A 19,634-nucleotide genomic window follows, 5' to 3' on the forward strand; every position below is an offset into this window, starting at 1 on the left:
GCCGCCGGCTCGTTCTGGAATCAGACCTGCCGTTCCGGCAATCTCAGCACCAGCCCGTCGAGCGCGGGCGTGATCATGATCTGGCAGGCCAGCCGGCTGTTCGGCAGCCGCTCGGCGGCGGTGCCGTCGAGCAGCGCGTCTTCGTCATCAGCCATCGCGGGCAGGCGCGCGAGCCAGGCTGCGTCGATATAGACGTGGCAGGTCGCACACATGGCATTGCCACCGCACTCGGCCAGGATACCGTCGAGACCATGGCGGGTCGCGGCCTGCATGGCGCTTTCGTCGCCTGAAGTTTCGACACGATCGAACTTGCCGTCGACATGGATGAAAGTGATGGCTGGCATCGAGGCTCCTCGTCAGGCCGGGGTGATGGTGACCGGCAGGCTGTCGAGCCCGCGCAGCGTGTTGTTGAAGCGGCGTTTCGGCTCGCCCGTGATCTCGATCTTCGCGATACGCCGCGCCAGCGCCGTCAGCATCACTTCGCCTTCGAGGCGCGCGACGAGCTGGCCGACGCACATGTGGATGCCGGAGCCGAAACCGACATGGCCGGACGAGCGACGCGTGATGTCGTAGCTGTCGGGCTTGTCCCAGCGACGCGGATCGCGATTGGCGGCGGCAAGGAACATCAGCACCTTCTCACCTTCACCGATCGTCGCGCCTGATAGCTCGACCTCACGTGTGGTGGTGCGGAAGAAGGTCTGCACCGGGCTTTCGAAACGAACCGCTTCCTCGAAGGCGCTACGCGCGAGCGTGAGATCGCCGCGCAGGCGCTGCCATTGCTCGGGGAAGCGCGCGAGGCAATAGACGGCCGCGCCGATCCCGTTGACAGTGGTGTCGAGGCCAGCCGACAGCAGCGAGCGCACCAGCAGTGGCGCTTCGGTGGCCGTGATCGCGCCCTCGTCGACCTGGGCATGAATGCAGGCGCCAAAGCCGCCGGGCGCAAGGTTCTCGCGCTGGCACTGCTCGGCAACATAGGCTTGATGGGGCGTCGAACGCGCAATCGCCTCCCGGCGCAGCTCGTTGGGCGGCCCGAATGCGTTGAACACGACGCTCGCGTAGGGAATCAGATGCTCGCGCCCCGCGGATTTCAGCCCGAGCGCATCCGGGAAGATCGAGAGCGGATAGGCCTCGGCGAGGTCGGCGATCGCGTCGAAGCTGCGCCTTTCGATCAGCGCGTCCACCCGCTCCTCGGCCGCCGCGGCGAAGCGGTCGCGCACCTGCTTCATCACGGTCGGCGACAGCACCTTCGAGAGCACGGCGCGGGTCCGCGTGTGCGCGGGCGGATCGGCCTCGAGGATCAGGCTCGGCGGCCGCCACGGCGTCTCCTTCTTGAAATCGGAGAGGCCGACGCCGCGGCTGGAGCAGAACGTCGCGGGATCGTTCAGGACGGCATGGACCTCGGCATAGCGTGCCACGCCATAGACGTTCCACTTGTCGAGATAGACGACCGGACCTGCCTCCCGCAGCAGCTCGTGCGTGGGATAGGGGTCGGCGAAAAAATTCATGTCGAAGGGATCGACGTCGAGATGCGGGACGCCTGATACGGCGGAGCCAGGTGCGCTCATTGAAGTCCTCCCTCATTTTGATCTTGTGAAAGAGCCGCGCTTGCCCTTAGGTCTTCGGACACGCCGCGAGACAAAAGACCGATATGCCGCCGTCTTCGACCAGAGCCCGCCAAAGGCCCGCACCCGCCGAAACCGGGCCGACGCTCGATCTCGACCGTTATGTCCCGGCTTTCGTCACCTTCATCGCCAACAAGCTCTCGAACAGCGCCACCGCGTTCTACCAGCGCGAGTTTGGCGTCAACGTCACGGAATGGCGGATCATGTCGCTGCTGGCGATCGAGCCCGGCATTCCCGCCTCGCGGATCTGCCACGTCATCGGTTTTGACAAGGGGCCGGTGAGCCGGACGCTCGCGGGGCTGGAGAAGCGCGGGCTGGTCTCGATTCGAACCGACCCGAATGACGGCCGCACCCATTCCATCGCGCTCACGGCCAGAGGCCGCGCCACCCATGACAAGGTGATCGTCGCGGCGTTCGATCGCGAGCGGCGGCTGTTGTCCTGCCTGAGCAAGGACGAGCGCGAGGTGCTGATCGATCTGCTGCGCCGGCTGCACGAAAATCTCGGCGCAGTGACCGGCAGCAGCACCAGTTGACGCGCGCGTGAAGCGCGCGGCATCGCCGCCTTCAGGCATACGCCGGCATTTGCCCGCGGCACCCTCTCTGCCGAGCATCGTTTCCTCCAGGATCAGGCGCAGCGGTTCCCCCGCCGTCATCCTTGTCTGGAACGGTTCGCACAAATTAGTTGCTTAAGCAACAAAAGAATCATGCAGGATATTGCGGCAGAATGGCTGGCGTATTTCGCGAGCTGCTCGACCCATCCCCGTCATTGCAAGCGCAGCGAAGCAATCCAGAGCCCCACCGGGGAAAGATTCTGGATTGCTTCGCTGCGCTCGCAATGACGATGTGGACAGAGCGTGGCCTCACTCCGACTTGATCTGCCAGTGGCTACAGACCGATCCACTCACCCGACGCATCATCATGCACGCGCGCCACCGCATCGGCACGCCGCGTCAGCACGGCGCGCTGGTTGATGTAACCCTTGTCGGTGATCTCTCCTCCGTCAACCGACGGCGGCTCGGCGAGCAGCAGCGCGCGCGTCGCGTGGCCGGAGGAGTTGGTGCCCTGCTGCTTCAGCTTCGCCAGGCCCTGCGCGATCGCAGCCCTGACCCTCTCATCGCCAAGCACATCGTTGACGCCTGCCGTCTCGGGCAAGCCGGCATGGGCACGGCACGCGGCCATGTTCGGGAAGACCAGGAAGCGCACCTCGTCGCCGCCATGGCCGACGACGACGATATCCTGCGCCAGCGGCGCGAGTGCCGCGATGCCGGCGACGCGCAGCGTGCCGACGCTGACCCAGGTGCCGGAATTGAGCTTGAAGTCTTCCGCAACACGACCATCGAAGAACAACCCGCGCTCCGGCCTGTTCGCATCGGCAAGCTTCACGGCATCGCCAATGAGATAAAAGCCCTCGTCGTCGAAAGCCTGCTTCGTCAGCTCCGGCGCCTTCCAGTAACCCGGCGTGACATTGGGGCCGCGCACGCGCACCTCCAGCTTGTCGCCCGACGTGACGAGCTTCAGCTCGGTTCCGGGAATGGGCACGCCGATATTGCCCGAGCGCTCTGCGAGGAAATGACAGTCGGTCGCGAGCGGTGACGTCTCGGTCGAGCCCCAGGCCGACACCATCGGCAGCGGACGACCAACCGTCGCCACCGAAAGCTGCTCGAGCGCGTCCCAGAGGTTCTGCGGCAATGCGGCGCCGGCATAGAAGGCGAATTTCACCTCGCCGAAGAAGCGGCGGCGCAGCTCCTCGTCGCCGCGCAGCGCTGCGATCAGCATGTCGAAGCCGCGCGGCACGTTGAAATAGACCGTCGGCATCACGCTTTTCAGATTGGCGAGTGACGTTGCGAAGAGACCGGGCGCGGGCTTGCCGCCGTCGATATAGAGCGACCCGCCGTTGCGCAGCACGAGATTGAAATTGTGGTTGGCGCCAAAGGTATGGCTCCAAGGCAGCCAGTCGAGGATCACGAGATCGCCGCGGCCCGGTTCGAGAAACGTCCAGGTTTGCGCCTTGGCCTGCTGGCTCGAGGTCAGCATGCGCTGCGTATTGATGACGGCTTTCGGCGTGCCGGTCGAGCCCGAGGTGAACAGGAATTTTGCGATCGTGTCCGGCGCCACCGCGGCGAAGGCTTTTGCGACGTTGCCCGTTTCGGGCGTCGCCGCAATGTCACGGAAGGCCAGCGCATCAGCATCGCCGGCATTTCCGCTGATGATCTGCGCGCTGTGCAGCGGCTTGATCGCGGCCAGCGCCGCGGCAAACGGCTTCGTCGCGGAGACATAGATCGCGCCGGGCTCCAGCAGCGCAATCATGCTCTTGAGCTTGTCGAAATCTTTCGACATCAGCGAATAGGCCGGCGAGATCGCGGCCGAGGGCACGCCGACATGCTGGGCCGCAAGGGCGAGTAGCGCATGGTCGATGCTGTTGTCGGAGAGGATGACGACGGGACGCTCGGCGCTGAGCTCTTGCGCCAAGATCCAGCTCGCTGCTGCGCGCACCCGCCGCAGGGCACCCGCGTAGGTCATGGTGGCCCAGGGCGTGTCGGCGCTGTCGCGCTCGGCGAGGAAGATCGCATCAGGCGTCTGCCGCGCCCATTGCTCCAGCCAGTCGCCGATGCAGCGCGCGCTGTCGCGCAAGGGGTCTGGCGAGCGCAGCACGATGCTGCCGTCGGCGCGATGCTCGGCGACGGTCTTGGGCGTTGCGAACAGGCTCGAAGCGTCACCGCGTGCGGCGGTTGTCATGGTTTCCTCCTCGCCCGTATCAGGGATCGGCTACAGCCTCGTTCCGGGCCGCTTTGACCATATTGTTTGGCACGACAATTGTTGTCGTCAACAACAATCTTCCACAGAGGCCTTCGAAGCGCTAAGGTTGCTCGGCAGGAGAGATCACGTGACAGCCAGCGCAGCCCGAACTGAGCCCCGCCCCTCCCCACGCAAACGTGCCGGCAACGGCGCGGCGCGGCCGAACGACGCGGACGAGATCGGCCTCGACGCGCTGGTCGGGCACGCCGGTTATGCGGTGCGGCGCTTCCAGATCTGGATCTTTCAGGACTTCATCAAGACGCTCGGCGAGGTCGATATCAAGCCGACGCAGTATTCCGTGCTGACGGTCATCGGCGCCAATCCGGGCCTGTCCCAGATGGCGGTGGCGAAGCGGCTCGGCATCGAGCGCGCCCGGCTGGTGCATCTGCTCGACAGCCTCGAACAGCGCAAGCTGGTGAAGCGGATCAAGTCGAAGGCGGACCGCCGCGCCCACGCGCTGCACCTCACCGCACCGGGGGAGACGGCGCTTGCCAAATTCAAGCGCCTCGCCGCCGAGCACGAGCGGCATGTCGTGGAGAAGATCGGCAAGGAGAACCGAGAGCGGCTGCTCCAGATCCTTGCCGGCTTCACCTGATCGAGACTGCCCAACATTTACGCAAATGCCCGTATCAGGGCGCTGGCACGACGGCCCATCAATCCTCGAAATATCCAACAAGCCACTGATCCCTCGACAATATCCGGGGCATTGCGCCTGCCCGGATTGTGTACACAATGGCACATCGCTTGCTTCAATCCGGGTAAGACCTGTTGCCGGAGTTTTGTCACCATGGGGGCTGAGCAGCCTGAAACGATCGCCGCGATTGTGGCCGCGCATCGCGCGGGCACGATCACGCCTGCGCAGACCGTCGCGCGAACCTATCAGCGCATCCGCGATCACAACGATCCCGCAATCTTCATCAGCCTGCGCGACGAGAAGGACGCGATCGCGGAGGCCGAGAAGCTTGCCGCAAGGGATGCCACCAGCCTGCCGCTCTACGGCGTGCCGATCGCGGTGAAGGACAATATCGACGCGCTGGGATTTCCGACCACCGCGGCCTGCCCGGCCTTCTCGTATACGCCGACGCATGATTCGACCGCGGTGGAGCGCCTGCGCGCGGCCGGCGCGATCATCATCGGCAAGACCAATCTCGACCAGTTCGCAACCGGCCTCGTCGGCGTGCGCTCGCCTTATGGCATCCCCAAAAATTCGATCCGCGAGGATCTCATTCCTGGAGGCTCGAGCTCTGGCTCGGCGGTCGCGGTGGGTGCCGGACTCGTGCCGCTGTCGCTGGGCACGGACACCGCCGGCAGCGGCCGGGTGCCGGCGATGCTCAACAACATCGTCGGGCTGAAGCCGAGCCTCGGCATGATCTCGACTGCTGGCCTGGTGGCGGCATGCCGCACGCTCGACTGCATCTCGGTATTCGCTTTGACCGTCGACGACGCCGCCCTCGCACTCTCCGTGATGGCGGGTCCAGACCAGGCCGACCCGTTCTCGCGCGACCGGCCGCTCGGCGCGATCACGCAGTTCCCCGCGAATTTGCGCCTCGGCGTACCGCGCAACGGACAACTGATCTTCTTCGGCGACAGGAAGGCAGAAGCCACTTACGGCGATGCGCTGAAGCGCTGGACCGCGCTCGGCGCTAAGCTGGTCGAGTTCGACCTCGAGCCGTTCTACGAGACGGCGCGGCTGCTCTATGAGGGGCCGTGGGTCGCCGAGCGTTATCTCGTGATCAAGGATCTGCTGGCATCCGCGCCTGATTCGATTCATCCGGTGACGCGCGAGATCACCGTCGCCGGCGCGCGGCTGACCGCTGCGGAAACCTTCTCTGCGCTCTACCGTTTGCAGGGCCTGCGCAAGATCGCCGAGCGCACCTTCGCCAATATCGACGCGCTGGTGCTGCCGACCGCGCCGACCGCGTATACGACCGCGCAGGTGCTGGCCAATCCGATCGAGCTCAACAGCCGGCTAGGCACCTACACCAATTTCGTCAATCTGCTCGACCTCTGTGGCCTCGCGGTACCGGCGTCGATGCGCACCGACGGCATTCCGTTCGGTATCACGCTGCTCGCGCCTGCGGGGCGCGATGCGCTGCTTGCGAGCATCGGCCGTGCATTCCATGCGGATACGAAACTGACCGTCGGCGCGAAGGGTGTGGCGCAGGCCCCGTTGGCGCCGCTTGCCGCAAGCAGCAGCGACGAGATTCCGATCGCAGTGGTCGGCGCTCACCTGTCCGGCATGGCGCTGAACGGCGAATTGAAGGCGCTCAACGGAAAGCTAATCGAAGCGACCAGGACCGCGCCCGACTACAAGCTCTACGCCCTCAAGACCACGCCCCCGAAGCCGGGCATGCTGCGCGTCGAGGCTGGCACGGGCGCGTCGATCGAGCTGGAGATCTGGTCGCTGTCGTCATCCGCGTTCGGCAGGTTCGTGAATGCAATTCCAGCGCCGATGGCAATCGGCACAATCAGGCTTGCGGACGACCGCAGCGTGAAGGGGTTTCTCGTCGAGCCGGAGGTGCTGGGCGAGGCGCGCGATATAACGGCGTATGGTGGCTGGCGGAAGTTCATGGCGGAAGCAGCGAAGACGTAGGTCTCGTAGGGTGGGCAAAGCGCAGCGTGCCCACCATCACCGCGCGTTGAGAAAGACGGTGGGCACGGCGCTTTGCGCCTTTGCCCACCCTACGGTACCGCGTTTGCCGCCCTACACCGACACCGCGTAAATCTCATACTCGCCGCGCACCAGCTCGATATGCGCGCGCATGGCGGCGGCGGCGCCCTGCTTGTCGCCGCGCATGATCGCGACGACGACGCGGTCGTGCTCGGCTTGCGACTTTGCCAATCGGCCGAGATTGCGGAACTGGGCGCGGCGGAACGGTTGCACGCGGACGCGCGTCGCCAGCGTGATCTCGGCGATGTAGCCATTCTGCGATCCCGCATAGATCGCGTTGTGGAAGCGCTCGTTGACCTCGTGGAAGCGATCGGGATTGCCGGCGTAGCTGAGCACGCGCAGCTCTTCGTGGATGGCTTCGAGACCGTGGCGCTCGGCAGCCGACATGCGCTCGGCGGCAAGGCCGGCGCAGAGCGCCTCGAGCTCCGCCATTGCCTCGAACATGCTTTTCAGCCGCTCGACCGAAGGCTGCGCCACCACCGCGCCGCGATGGGCGCGCGATTCGACGAGGCCGCTCGCCACCAGCTGGCGCAACGCCTCGCGGACCGGTGTGCGCGAGACGCTGAAGCGCCGCGCGATGTCGGTTTCATCAAGCGGCGCGCCGGGCGCCAGGGTTCCACGCACGATCTCGTCGGCGAGTTGAAGCCGCAGTTCCTCGGCGCGCGTGATCTTGTGCACGCTGGGCTGCGCCCGGTCGACGCGCGGCACCACCGGCTCGGCCGGCAATGTTCCGGGCGGAAGATCGTCAAGCGTCATACGATCAGGTCTCTTTCGACTCGTCGATGATGCTGACATGGGCGGCGGCGACGCGCCAGCCCTCCGGGAAGCGAATCCAGGTCTGCATCTGCCGGCCGACCTTGCCGGGAGCCGTGTCGCGGTAGAACAGAGTGGAGGCGACGGCCGTGTCACGGCCATAGCTGGTGATCACGGTTTTCGCGGTGCGGCGGTTCAGGCCGACCGGCGAGCGGCCAGCGCGGAAGCCGGAGATCGCCTCATAGCCGTAGAGGTTCTCGCCGATGCCGTAGCGCAGCGTGCGGGGATCGTTGCGGAAGAGCTCGCCGAGCACGGCGACGTCGTTGGTGATCAGGGCCTGCTCATAGCGCTCGAACGCGGCCTTCACTTCCGCGATCACCTCGGGGAGATCGATCTCCATTCTAAATTCCTCTCAAAGTCCCCTTGGCGACGGCGCGGATACCACGCCCATCTGCTCCAATGCGTGCGCGACGCGCAGCGCGATATCCTCGCGCCAGGGCGCGGCGATGATCTGGACGCCGATCGGCAGCGGCTCGAGCGGCACAGGCACGGCGACGACCGGCAACCCGATGAACGAGATCGGCTGGGTGTGGATGCCGATATTGGCGCGAACCGGCAACTCGACGCCGTCGAGCGTGAAATTCACCTGGCCAAGCTTCGGCGCGGTACAGGGCGTGGCCGGCGCAATCAGCACGTCGACGGATTTGAAGATCTCGGCGAGCTGCGCGCGATACCAGCGGCGGAATTTCTGCGCGCGGTCGACCAGCGGCGCCGGCACCATGGCGCCGGCGATCAGCCGGTCGCGCACGGCGGGATCGAAATCGTTCGGGCGCTTGCGCAGGCGATCGAGATGCAGCGAGGCGCCTTCGGTGGTGGTGATGACATAGGCGGCCGCGCGGGCGCGCGAGGCTTCAGGCACGTCAACGATCTTCGTCACCCCGAGCGCCTTGGCGACGCGGCTGACGGCTTCGACGGCCTCGGGAAACACGTTCTTCTGAAAGTGCCCGCCGGCAATCGCGATGCGCAGGTCCGAAATCGGATTGGCGAGCAGCGGCACCGTCGGTTCGAGGCCACGCGTGGTGCAGGCAGCATCATCCGCATCGGGTCCCTGCATCGCGTCATAGGCGAGCGCGAGGTCGGCGGCGGAGCGCGCGAACGGACCGAGATGATCGAGGCTCGCGACGAATGGGAACGAGCGCGCCCGCGACAGCCGGCCATAGGTCGGCTTCAAACCAAAGATGCCGCAGAAGGAGGACGGCACGCGGATCGAACCATTGGTGTCCGAGCCGAGCGCGATCGGCACCAGCGCGCCGCCAACTGCGCTCCCCGAACCACCGGACGAGCCGCCGGTCATCCGGGTCGTGTCATGCGGATTGCGCGAGGGACCGTCATGGACGTTCTCGCCGGTGAAGTCGTAGGCGTATTCGCCCATGTTGAGCGCGCCGACGAGCACGGCGCCGGCGGCTTCCATCCGCTCGATCAGCGTGGCATCGCGTTTCGCTGGCGCAAGGTCGCGGTTGATCTTCGAGCCGGCGCGTGTCGGCAGGCCTGCGACGTCAAACAGGTTCTTCACCGCGAAGGGAACGCCGGCAAGTGGGCCAACCTCCTTGCCCGCCGCGATGTCGGCGTCGATCGCACGCGCCTTCGCACGGGCGCGATCGGCGGTGAGGTCGGTGAAGGAATTGAGGACGCCATCGTGCTGCTTGATGCGCGCAAGCGCAGCTTCGGTGGCATCGCGTGCCGACATCTTGCCGCCGGCCACAGCCTTGGCGATGTCCGCAGCCGTCATCTCTGGCTTGGTGGTCATGGCGGGGTCAGACCGTGAAGATCGGCGCGGGCTCGGTCTCGTCCGGCAGCGCGAATTCGTCGACCAGTCGGCCAAGCCGGAGCGAGACTTCGAGATTGGCGCGCACCGCCGGCCTCCAGGCCTCCTCGACCGGCAGCGCCAGCGCTTTCGATACGGCGTCGATATACTCGTCCAGCGGCTCGGCCATCACGCTCCCAAACAATCTCTCAGTGCACTCTTAGTGGACCTGCAACGGCGGATGCGGGATCGCCGTCAGCAGCTCCTTGGTATAGTCGTCCTGCGGATCGCTGAGGACCTTTTCGGAAGGGCCCTCTTCGACGATTCGACCTGTCCGCATGACAATGACACGATCGCACAACAAGCGCACTACGTTCAAATCATGCGAGACGAACAGATAACTCATACCTAAGCGCGCTTTCAGGTCCTGAAGCAGATTGAGGACCACGGCCTGCACCGAGACGTCCAGCGCCGCGGTCGGCTCGTCCAGGATGACGAGTTTTGGATGCAGCGCGATGGCGCGCGCGATGCCGACGCGGGCCTTCTGGCCGCCGGAGAGCTGGTGCGGAAACCGATCCAGCAGATTGTGCGGCAGCCCGACCATGGTGGCGAGCTCCTCGCAGCGCGCTCGCAGTGCATCGCGGCCCCTGATGTCGCCGAGCTGCATGATGGGGTCGGCGATGGCGCGGGCGGCGGTGAAACGCGGGTTGAGGCTGTCGGTCGGGTCCTGGAACACCATCTGGATGCGGCTGCGCTGCGGCAGCCGGGCAAACGACGCCGGCTGGATGGCGCCGATGTCCTCGCCGTCGAACTGGATCAGGCCCGAGGTCTGGTCGAGCAGCCGCATCACCATCATCGACGTCGTCGATTTGCCGCAGCCGGACTCGCCGACCAGGCCGACGCTCTCGCCATGGCCGATGGAGAGGCTGATGCCGTCGACGGCGCGGAAGACGTCCGGCTCCACCGGCGGCTTGCGGCCGAACAGTTTTCCGAGCGTGGCGGTGGCGCCCTGGCGGGGATACTCTTTCACGAGCTTTTCGATGAGCAGGAGGGGCTTGGAGGTCTCACCTTGCGAAGGCTGATGGATGGCCGGGTCAGGCCCGGCCATGACGGCTGCGGATGAGGACGCGCCCTCCTCCTCGGCCAACAAATCCCGCAAGGACACGCCGAGCCGCGGCGTCGCGCGCATCAGCTTCTTGGTGTAGGGGTGCTGCGGGTTGGCGAAGATGTCGGCGGCTTTCGCGGTCTCGACCACGCGGCCCTTTTCCATCACCACGACGCGGTCGCAATAGGCTGCGGCCAAACCCAGATCATGCGTGATCAGGATGGTCGACATCGCACGCCGCTTGGTCAGCTCGACGATCAGGTCCATCACCGCCTTCTGGGTGGTAACGTCGAGGCCGGTGGTCGGCTCGTCCGCAATCAGGAGCTGCGGATTGCAGGCGAGCGCGAGCGCGATGACGACGCGCTGGCACATGCCGCCTGACAGCTCGAACGGATAGGCGTGGTAGCGCTCGCGCGGGCGGGCGATCTTGACCTGCTCCAGCGCCTCGATCGCCTTTTCTCCGTGGTCCGAAACCATCGCCTGCTGCACATGAGTACGCAGCACGTCCTCGATCTGGTCGCCGACTTTCCGGATCGGGTTGAGCGCGGCGCGCGGGTTCTGGAAGATCATCGAGACTTCGCGCCCGCGCAGGTCGCGCATCTGGCCTTCGGATGCCGCCTTCACGTCGATGCCCGAGAACATCACCGAGCCCTCGGCGATCCGCCCCGCCCGGTCGAGGATGCGCATCACCGCATAGGACGTCACCGACTTGCCGGAGCCGGACTCGCCGACGATGGCGAGCGTCTCGCCCTTGGCGACGGAAATGTTGACGTGCTGGACGGCTTTGACGATGCCGCGGCGGGTGGTGAATTCGACCGTGAGGTCCTGGACGTCGAGCAGGGGCTGGGCGGTCATGCGGACCTCCCGATCAAAAATGTCGAAAACAACCCCATGCACAGTAGAATGGGGTTGGAATCATTGGTGAATTTCGGCGGGAAATTTGCGTGTGAGGCGGGCACCGGCCTCTCATTCCCTCCCCCCTTGCTGGGGAGGGGCAGGGAGAGGGCTAGCCACGAGCTCAGACCTCGCCCGGGGCTACCCCTCTCCCATAGCCGAAGCTTCGCTTCGGCGTTGACTAAGAGGACGGCCGCCGAAGGCGGCCTGTGCCTCCCCCGCAAGGGGGGAGGGAGCGCATCGGCGTGCTTGGAAACAATCATCACGTCCTCCGCTGCGGGTCGACGATGTCGCGGAGGCCGTCGCCGAGGAGGTTGAAGCAGAACACGGCGATCATCAGAGCAAGGCCGGGGAATAGCGCGATCCACCATTCGCCCGACACCATGAAGCCCGCGCCTTCGGCGACCATGATGCCCCATTCGGCGGTCGGCGGGCGGACGCCGAGGCCGATGAAGGACAGCCCCGCGGCATTGAGGATGGCGTAGCCCATGGTCAGCGACATCTGCACGATCATGATCGGCATGATGTTCGGCAAGATGTGCACCAGCAGGATGCGGAATTCGCCGTTGCCCGACAGACGCGCGGCCTGCACGAAGCCGGCATTGCGGCGGACATTGGCCTCGGCGCGCGCGACGCGGGCATAGAGCGGAAAGTTCACGATGGCCGTGGCCAGAATGATGTTCTGCACGGTGTTGCCGAGGGCGGCGACGATGCCCATCGCCAGCACGAACAGCGGAAACGCCATGATGGTATCGGCGATACGGCCGACGATGCGATCGGTCCAGCCGCCGAAATAGCCGGCCGCGATGCCGGCGAGGCCGCCCATCAGGAACACCAGCACGACGGAGGCGACCGCGATGAACGTATCGAGCCGTGTCGCCACGACGACGCGGCTGAAGATGTCGCGGCCGAGCTGATCGGTGCCGAACCAATGCGCCATCGACGGCGGCTTCAGCGCCGCGGCGGTATCGGAAGCGAGTGGATCATACGGCACCACGTAGGGGCCGAAGATCGCCGCGATAAGGATCACGATCAGCAGCGCGAAGGCGAAACCCGTGACCTTGTTCTCGCCGAGAACGTAGCGGGTCTGTTCGAGGATCGCGACCAGCCCTGATGTCCGCGCGGGACCGACGGGTTCAACAGCAGGCGCAACGGAGCTCATGATCTAGCCCTCCAACCTGACACGCGGATCGATCACGCCGTAGAGAATGTCGATCACGAGATTGAGCAGCACGTACATGACCGCCATGGTCAGCACAAAACCTTGCACGGGCGCGAAGTCCGACGAGATCAGCGCCTCCACCGCGTAGGAGCCGATGCCGGGCCAGGCGAACACTTTTTCCACCAGCACGTTGGCCCCTAACAGAAACGAGAACACCATGCTGAGCGTGGTGATCACGGGGAGCATCGCATTGCGGAACGCGTAGGTGACGATGACCGTTGTCGGCGACAGGCCGCTGGCGCGTGCCGTGCGCACGAACTCCGACGACAATACCGCCAGCATCGAGGCGCGCGTCATGCGCGCGATCGGCGCCAGCGAGAAGATCGCAAGCGTCGTCGCCGGCAGGATGAGCTGGCTCAGCGCCGAGCGGAACGCCTCGAAGTCGCGCGCGATCAGGGTGTCGATCAGATAGAAGCCGGTCACCGTCGGCGGCGCGCTGTAGAACACATCGAGGCGGCCGAGCGGCGCGGGTGACCAGCCTAGCCTGAAGTAGAAGACATAGACCAGCACCAGGCCGGTGAAGAACACGGGTAACGACACGCCGGCCGTCGTCGTGACACGGCAGAGATGGTCGACCCATGATCCCGGCCGCGTCGCCGCCAGCACGCCGAGCGGGATCGCAATCACGACCGAAACGATGAGGCCGAGCAGCGTGAGCTCGGCGGAAGCCGGCAGGCGGTTGCGGATCTCGGCCGCGACCGGCTGCCCCGTGGTGAGCGAGTTGCCGAAATCGCCATGGGCGAGGTCGTTGGTGTAGCGGAAAAACTGCTCGATCAGCGGCCTGTCGAGCCCGAGCTTCTTGCGGATCTGCTCAACGGCTTCCTTGGTCGCGGCGGGACCGGCGAAGTATGCGGCGGGATCACCGGGCAACGCGCGCGTCAGCAGGAAGGTGACGATGACGACCCCGATCAGCGAGGGAATCGCGAACATCAGGCGCTTGCCGATCATGGTCAGCATGGGAGCGCTCTCCTTCTGCTTGGCAATTGTGAGCAGGCTGGCTCCGCTGCGTTCCCTCCCCCCTTGCGGGGGAGGGCTAGGGAGAGGGGTGGCCCCAGGAGAGGTCGGAGTTCGTGGCTACCCCTCTCCCCGACCCTCCCCCGCAAGGGGGGAGGGAGCGAGAGATTGGTGGCCATCTCACGCGATGACGAAACCGCATCGCGAGCAGAGAGACAAACACATGCCGATGCGTCGCCGACGATCAGCATGACGGCTCACCCCTTCACCAGCGCGCGGTAATCCAGCCTCCGGTGGAACCAGTATTGGTAGCCGCTGATGTTCTTCTGCATCGCGACGTTGACGAAGGGCTGGTACAGCGGGATGCGCGGGATGTCGGTGAAAGCGAGATCGACGAAGCCCTTCACGTCGGCATCGTAGGTCGCAGTGTCGCCGGTCGCCGCCGCCGTGCGGGCGCCGTCGATCAGCTTGTCCATCTCCGCCGACTTGTAGCTCATGGTGTTGAAGACGGAATTGTTGCCGTGATAGCACCAGTAGAAGAAGTACTCGGGGTAATCGAGCCAGCCCGAGAACACGTTGGTGAAGAGCGGCATCTCCTTCTTGTTCAGCTCGGTGCGCCAGTTGGCGCCGGGCACCTTGTTGATGGTCGTCTTGATGCCGATCTGCGCGAGAGATTCCTGCACCAGCACGCAGAGCGGCTCGTTGACGCCCGCGAAGTTGAGATCGAACGAGATCGTGGTCTCGAAGCCGTTGGCGAGGCCTGCCTCCGCCATCAGCGTTTTCGCCTTCTCAATGTCGGTGTTGTATTTGTGCGGCTGCGGCCAGGCGACTTCGGTCGGCTTGTCCTTGGGCGCGCCGAACATCGGGTTGGCGAGGCCGAACATCACCGCGTCCATGATCTTCTGATAGGGCAGCGCATAGGCAACCGCCTGGCGAACTTTTGGATTATCGAACGGCGGCTTGGTGACGTTCATGCCGATATACTGGATGCCGTTGGAGAACGGCAGCGACACGACGTTGAGCTTGCCGTTCGCCTTCATCTCCTGAAAGTCCTTGTTGGGCAGCTCGTAGGAGATGTCGGCGTCGCCGCGCTCCAGCAGCGCGCGGCGGTTGCCGGCCTGCGGCACCATGCGCCAGATCACGCGCTTGATCTTCGGCAAGGGACCGCAGACCCAATCCTCGTTGCGCTCCATGATGACTTCGGTGCCGGCGGTCCACTTCGTCACCTTGTAGGCGCCGGAGCCCGCGGTCTGCTGCTTGGTGAATTCGAGACCCCAGGGGTCCTTCTCACTGGCGTTCTTCTTCACCAGCTCGGAGTTGACGATGCAGGGCACGATGACCGCGAGATCGGGGATCGTGAGCTTGTCCTTTTTCAGGAAGTCGACGCGCACGGTGGTGTCGTCGATCACGACGAACTGCTCCGGCTTGGTCAGCGAGCCCGCGCTCATCTGGAAGGTCGGGAAACCGCCGACGCTGACGGCGCGGTCGAGCGACCACTTCACATCCTTGGCGGTGACGGGCGTGCCGTCGTGGAATTTGGCGTTCTTGCGCAGCTTGAAGGTGACCGACATGTCGTCGATCTTCATCTCCTCGGCGAGTTCGCCCTTGAACTTGTCGCGGTCGTAATAGGGCACGCCGCCGGGGCCGACCTTCATCTCGTGGCTGATCAGGCGGTCGTAGCAATTCCACGACACTTCATAGCCGGGCACGTTGGTGCCGACGCCGTGGATGTCGAGATTGTTCGGGCCGCCTTCCGAGACGATCAGCAGCGTCTCCGAACGCGCATCGGCATAGGCGGTGGAGACGACCTGTGGGATCGCCGGAAGCGCCGCGCCTGCGGCCAATCCGGACACGGACTTGAGGAAATCGCGGCGCTTCATGGAAAATGCTCCAACGCAAAAGTTTCTGGTTGGAACAGGGATTCGCAAGGTTCGTGCCAGCGCTTAATGGGTTCTTAATTTCCATATAAAGCGTTGATTCCAATCTATTTTTTGTGATTTCGGCGGCTGATCGCCTTTTGGGCAAGCCGGTCAATTGCATACAAAGATGCGATTCTGCTTCAAAAATAAGCTGAAAGATTGAGCGCTGCTGGATTGAGCAGGACGTCGCAGATGGCCTGGGCGGTTCAGCCCGCCCAGATCAGATCCTGCAACTCGACGAGATCGTTCGCCCTGTCCTGCCAGCCCTCGATACAGACGTGGCTGTTGAGGTCACTGGCGCGGTGCAGCAGCATCAGCGCCATCAGCCGGCGCTTGAGCGCATAGTCCGGCTTTGCATAGCCAAAGCCCTCGAGCAGACTGCGCACCCTCCCCGGCCGGCCGGCCGCCATGAAGGCGCCGGGGCCGAGCAGATCGTAGTCGCGCCATCCCGTCAGCACGTCGCCGAAGTCGAACAGGCCCGCGAGCGACCATTGATCGTCATGACAGGCGAGCAGGAAGTTCTGAGGGATATATTCGCCGACCAGGATCACCGGCGGCGCATCCATCGGGATCAGTTTTGCAGCGTCACGCAGGAGATCGTCGAGGCCTTCGAGGAATTTCGGCGCAAGGCCGAGGCGCATGTGCCGCGCCTTGCAGCCCTGCATCTGGGCGCGCATGAACGCATCCCAGCGCGGCTCGATCTCCGCCAGCGGTCCGAGCGGTGCGCGCTGCACGGCGGCGATGGTCTCGCCGATCTGGCGCAGCAGGCGCTCCTTCTGCGCTTCGGCCAATTGCGGCCACACCTCCGAGCCGAGCGTGCCGGCAAGACGCGTGATGACGAGATAGGGCCAGCCATCCGCTCACCCTCCGCGACGATCTCCGGGATCGGCAGATGAAGGCGGCCGGCAAGCTGCGCCAGCGACCCGCGTTCGGACACGAATTGCGCGCCGAGCTGCGGCGGGAAGATTTTCAGGATCAGCTTCTCACTGAGGCCGACGACGAGATTGGTGCCGGTCGCAAACACGTGCGGCGCGCTGATATCGAGACCGTGGCTGCGCGCGATGTCGAGCGCAATTCCCAGCCATTGCCGTGGATCAGAGCGAAAGGCGAGAAAGCTGTCCGCATCGGCGAAGTGAGGTAGTTTCATCGACATCGCGACCTTATGCATTTCAAAAACAGTTCCCCTCGCGGCCCATCCTTCGAGACGCCCCGCTTTGGCGGGGCTCCTCAGGATGAGGGCGGAGTGCGTGGCAGCGATTTTGGCAGGCACCGATGCCGCTTAGCCTCATCCTGAGGAGGCCGCGAAGCGGTCGTCTCGAAGGACGAGGCGCGCACTCACGCATACGCTACCGGTCCGGGCTGGCGCGCTCGAACTGGCGCAGCAGCTTGTTGCCGCGCTCGACCGCGGCATCGAGCGCGGCCTGCGCGCCCTTCTGGCCGGTAAAGGCCTGCTCCAGCTCGTCCTCGATTGCGCCGCGGATCAGCACGAAGGAGCCGAGCCGGATGCCCTTCGAGTTCTCCGTCGGCTGATGCAGCGTGATCTCCTCGAACGAGATCGCGGAGCCCGGATTGCGCTCGTAAAAACCCTGCGCGCGCGTCAGCTCGAAGGCGGCGCGGGTGATCGGCAGATAGCCGGTGTTCTGGTGCCAGGCGGCCTGCACGCCGGGCTGCGACAGATAGGCGAAGAACCGTGCCACGCCCTTGTATTCCGCGCGCGGGCGGTCGCGCAGCACCCACAGCGTGGCACCGCCGATAATCGAGTTCTGCGGCGCGTTCTTCACATCGGGCCAGTACGGCATCATGCCGTAGCCGATATCGAACTTCGAATTCGCCTTGATGTCGGCCCGCGTCGCCGAGGAGCCGATGAAGATGCCGCATTCGCCCTTCTGGAAGCGCGGCTCGGCCGACTGCCCGCGGCCGCCGTAATCGAACACCTTGTCCTTCTGCCACTCGGCGAGCTGGGCGATGTGTTGCACGACGACCGGGTTGTTGATGGTCAGCTCGGCATCCAGCCCCGCAAAGCCATTGGTCCGCGTCGCGAGCGGCAGATTGTGGAAGGCGGAGAAATTCTCGATGTGGATCCAGGACGGCCAGGAGGTGGTGAAGCCGCACACAGCGCCGCGCTCGCGCAGGCGTTTTGCGGCAAGCCCAAGCTCGGGCCATGTCTTCGGCGGCGTCTCCGGATCGAGGCCCGCGTCGCGGAACATGGTCTTGTTGTAATAGAGGATCGGCGTCGAGGAATTGAACGGGAAGGACAACAGATTGCCGGCCGCATCGGTGTAATAGCCGGAGACTGCGGGAAGGTAATCGCCCAGCGAGAACGGCTCGTTCATGTCCCGCATCATGGTGAACACGGGATAGATCGCGCCCTTGGCCGCGGTCATGGTGGCGGTCGCGACCTCGTTGACCTGGACGATCGCCGGTTGGCTGCGCGAGCGGAAGGCGAAGATCGCCGCCGTCACCGTCTCGGTGTAGTTGCCCTTGTAAGCAGGCACGATGCGGTAATCGGACTGCGAGGCGTTGAAGTCGGCGGCGAGCTTCTCGAGCTGCCGGCCAAGCTCGCCGGACATGGCGTGCCACAGCGCGATGTCGGTTGCGGCGCGCGCCTGAAGAGGCATTGCGAGGACGATGAAAGCGGCGAGGATCCGCAAAAGACTCGATGCTGAAATCACGATGGCTCTTCCCGTGTCGCGCGGCAAAGGCGACCGTACCTGCTTAAGGCGCGGCATTTCCTGTTTCAACCGGGAATGAACGGCGGCCGCGCCGCACAATCGCTCCGCCGGGTGCGGCGGGATGGCCTTCCCTCAACCATCTGCTAGATTGCATTGAACCTTTTTGCTTCGCCATAGACTCCACCACTGAGGGGTTGAGTGTGCCAGTGCTGAACCGTGCCGAACTCTCGCGGACCGGGTTGATCTTCGTCGCGCTTCTGCTCGCGGTCTGCGCGACGAGCGCAGCTGCGCGCGAATTCCGCGCCGCCGACACCCAGGCCGAGGATTACCCGACCGTCCAGGCGCTGCGCTACATGGGCGCGCTGATTGCCGAGCGCACCGGCGGCCGGCACGAGATCAAGGTGTTCCATTCCCGTCAGCTCGGCGAAGAGAAGGAGACCATCGAGCAGACCAGGGTCGGCGCGATCGACCTTAACCGGACCAATGTGGCGCTGATCGGCAACTTCGTCCCGGCGATGAACGTGCTCGCCATGCCGTTCCTGTTCCGGTCCATCGAGCACATGCAGAAGGTGCTGGACGGGCCGATCGGCAGCGAGATCCTCGGCAGTTTCGAGCCCTACGGCTTCGTCGGGCTCGCCTTCTACGATTCCGGCGCGCGGTCGATCTACAACGGCGTCCGTCCGATACGAAGTGTCGCCGACCTCAAGGGATTGCGGATCCGGGTGCAGCAGTCGGAGTTGATGAGCGAGATGATTCGCTCGCTCGGCGCCGAGCCGGTCGAGATGCCCTACGGGCAGGTGCTCACCGGGCTTGCCAACCATCTGATCGACGGTGCCGAAAACAACTGGCCATCTTTCGTGACGACAGACCATTACAAACATGCCGGCCACCTCGCGCTCACCGAGCACACGATGAGCCCGGAAGTGCTGGTGATCTCGCTGAAGGCCTGGAAGAGCCTGTCGGCCGACGACCAGCAGATATTCCGCGAAGCCGCGGCTCGCTCCAGCCGGTTCATGCGCGAGAAGTGGCGCGACCTCGAAGAGCAGTCGCAGCACAAGGCTGAAGCCGCCGGCATCACCGTCGCCAGGGATATCGACCGCAAGCCGTTCGAGGGCGCGATGGCTGCGATCTATGCCAAGGCGGGGCGCGATCCCGCCGCGGCCGCGCTGATCGAACGCATTCGCAAGGTGGAGTGAGCCGCTTGGCTGCGCCTGGACCCAGC

Annotated in this window: 16 protein-coding genes and 1 pseudogene; 4 read left to right on the top strand and 13 right to left on the bottom strand. The window is 64.9% G+C overall.

Going from position 1 to position 19,634, the window contains the following annotated elements; translation table 11 throughout:
* Window positions 1-20: 20 nt before the first annotated feature.
* Together AB7Z56_RS41410 and AB7Z56_RS41415 are read right to left on the bottom strand one after the other, a co-directional pair.
* Window positions 21-344, bottom strand: a complete 324-nt coding sequence (locus AB7Z56_RS41410; RefSeq protein ID WP_063979938.1) for a 2Fe-2S iron-sulfur cluster-binding protein — start codon at window positions 342-344, stop codon at window positions 21-23.
* Window positions 345-356: 12 nt separating this feature from the next.
* Window positions 357-1,565, bottom strand: a complete 1,209-nt coding sequence (locus AB7Z56_RS41415; RefSeq protein WP_063979939.1) for a cytochrome P450 — start codon at window positions 1,563-1,565, stop codon at window positions 357-359.
* 83 nt (window positions 1,566-1,648) lie between these two features.
* On the opposite strand from AB7Z56_RS41415, the gene AB7Z56_RS41420 reads away from it, so the two are divergent.
* The gene (locus tag AB7Z56_RS41420) at window positions 1,649-2,155 is read left to right on the top strand and encodes a MarR family winged helix-turn-helix transcriptional regulator (RefSeq protein WP_063979940.1); all 507 of its coding nucleotides are present in this window, start codon (window positions 1,649-1,651) and stop codon (window positions 2,153-2,155) included.
* 352 nt (window positions 2,156-2,507) lie between these two features.
* Here AB7Z56_RS41420 and AB7Z56_RS41425 read toward each other — a convergent pair whose 3' ends face one another.
* Window positions 2,508-4,358, bottom strand: coding sequence for a feruloyl-CoA synthase (locus AB7Z56_RS41425; RefSeq protein WP_063979941.1), 1,851 nt, complete (start codon window positions 4,356-4,358; stop codon window positions 2,508-2,510).
* A gap of 148 nt (window positions 4,359-4,506) precedes the next feature.
* Here AB7Z56_RS41425 and AB7Z56_RS41430 point away from each other — a divergent pair, with 148 nt between their 5' ends.
* Window positions 4,507-5,013 carry a MarR family winged helix-turn-helix transcriptional regulator gene (locus AB7Z56_RS41430; protein WP_063979942.1) on the top strand — a complete coding sequence of 169 codons (507 nt, stop codon included), beginning with the start codon at window positions 4,507-4,509 and terminating at the stop codon, window positions 5,011-5,013.
* Window positions 5,014-5,205: 192 nt separating this feature from the next.
* The gene (gene atzF / locus AB7Z56_RS41435) at window positions 5,206-7,011 is read left to right on the top strand and encodes an allophanate hydrolase (protein ID WP_063979943.1); all 1,806 of its coding nucleotides are present in this window, start codon (window positions 5,206-5,208) and stop codon (window positions 7,009-7,011) included.
* Between the two features lie 111 nt (window positions 7,012-7,122).
* Here atzF and AB7Z56_RS41440 read toward each other — a convergent pair whose 3' ends face one another.
* The 10 genes and pseudogenes from AB7Z56_RS41440 to ugpB form a co-directional block, all read right to left on the bottom strand.
* Window positions 7,123-7,845 (bottom strand): GntR family transcriptional regulator, encoded by a 723-nt coding sequence (locus tag AB7Z56_RS41440; RefSeq protein WP_014491242.1) that lies wholly within the window; start codon window positions 7,843-7,845, stop codon window positions 7,123-7,125.
* Between the two features lie 4 nt (window positions 7,846-7,849).
* Window positions 7,850-8,242, bottom strand: a complete 393-nt coding sequence (hpxZ, locus tag AB7Z56_RS41445) for an oxalurate catabolism protein HpxZ (RefSeq protein WP_063979944.1) — start codon at window positions 8,240-8,242, stop codon at window positions 7,850-7,852.
* Between the two features lie 12 nt (window positions 8,243-8,254).
* Complete coding sequence (locus AB7Z56_RS41450) at window positions 8,255-9,649, bottom strand: AtzE family amidohydrolase (RefSeq protein WP_063979945.1); 1,395 nt, start codon at window positions 9,647-9,649, stop codon at window positions 8,255-8,257.
* A gap of 7 nt (window positions 9,650-9,656) precedes the next feature.
* Window positions 9,657-9,836 carry a DUF4089 domain-containing protein gene (locus tag AB7Z56_RS41455; protein WP_063979946.1) on the bottom strand — a complete coding sequence of 60 codons (180 nt, stop codon included), beginning with the start codon at window positions 9,834-9,836 and terminating at the stop codon, window positions 9,657-9,659.
* Between the two features lie 30 nt (window positions 9,837-9,866).
* Window positions 9,867-11,606 carry a dipeptide ABC transporter ATP-binding protein gene (locus AB7Z56_RS41460; protein ID WP_063979947.1) on the bottom strand — a complete coding sequence of 580 codons (1,740 nt, stop codon included), beginning with the start codon at window positions 11,604-11,606 and terminating at the stop codon, window positions 9,867-9,869.
* Between the two features lie 301 nt (window positions 11,607-11,907).
* Window positions 11,908-12,807: an ABC transporter permease gene (locus AB7Z56_RS41465; protein ID WP_063979948.1), complete on the bottom strand. Its 900-nt coding sequence runs from the start codon at window positions 12,805-12,807 to the stop codon at window positions 11,908-11,910.
* A 3-nt stretch (window positions 12,808-12,810) separates the two neighbouring features.
* Window positions 12,811-13,824 (bottom strand): ABC transporter permease, encoded by a 1,014-nt coding sequence (locus AB7Z56_RS41470; RefSeq protein WP_063979949.1) that lies wholly within the window; start codon window positions 13,822-13,824, stop codon window positions 12,811-12,813.
* A gap of 254 nt (window positions 13,825-14,078) precedes the next feature.
* Window positions 14,079-15,701 (bottom strand): ABC transporter substrate-binding protein, encoded by a 1,623-nt coding sequence (locus tag AB7Z56_RS41475; protein WP_283017824.1) that lies wholly within the window; start codon window positions 15,699-15,701, stop codon window positions 14,079-14,081.
* Between the two features lie 245 nt (window positions 15,702-15,946).
* Window positions 15,947-16,893 (bottom strand): annotated as a pseudogene (locus AB7Z56_RS41480) (aminoglycoside phosphotransferase family protein).
* 193 nt (window positions 16,894-17,086) lie between these two features.
* Window positions 17,087-18,469 carry a sn-glycerol-3-phosphate ABC transporter substrate-binding protein UgpB gene (gene ugpB, locus AB7Z56_RS41485; RefSeq protein ID WP_063979951.1) on the bottom strand — a complete coding sequence of 461 codons (1,383 nt, stop codon included), beginning with the start codon at window positions 18,467-18,469 and terminating at the stop codon, window positions 17,087-17,089.
* Window positions 18,470-18,612: 143 nt separating this feature from the next.
* Between ugpB and AB7Z56_RS41490 the strand changes: the two genes are divergently transcribed.
* The gene (locus tag AB7Z56_RS41490; RefSeq protein WP_063985935.1) at window positions 18,613-19,608 is read left to right on the top strand and encodes a TRAP transporter substrate-binding protein; all 996 of its coding nucleotides are present in this window, start codon (window positions 18,613-18,615) and stop codon (window positions 19,606-19,608) included.
* Window positions 19,609-19,634: the final 26 nt, after the last annotated feature.

Source organism: Bradyrhizobium sp. 482_C4_N1_8 (assembly GCF_052075965.1).
Taxonomy (GTDB): Bacteria; Pseudomonadota; Alphaproteobacteria; order Rhizobiales; family Xanthobacteraceae; genus Bradyrhizobium; species Bradyrhizobium barranii.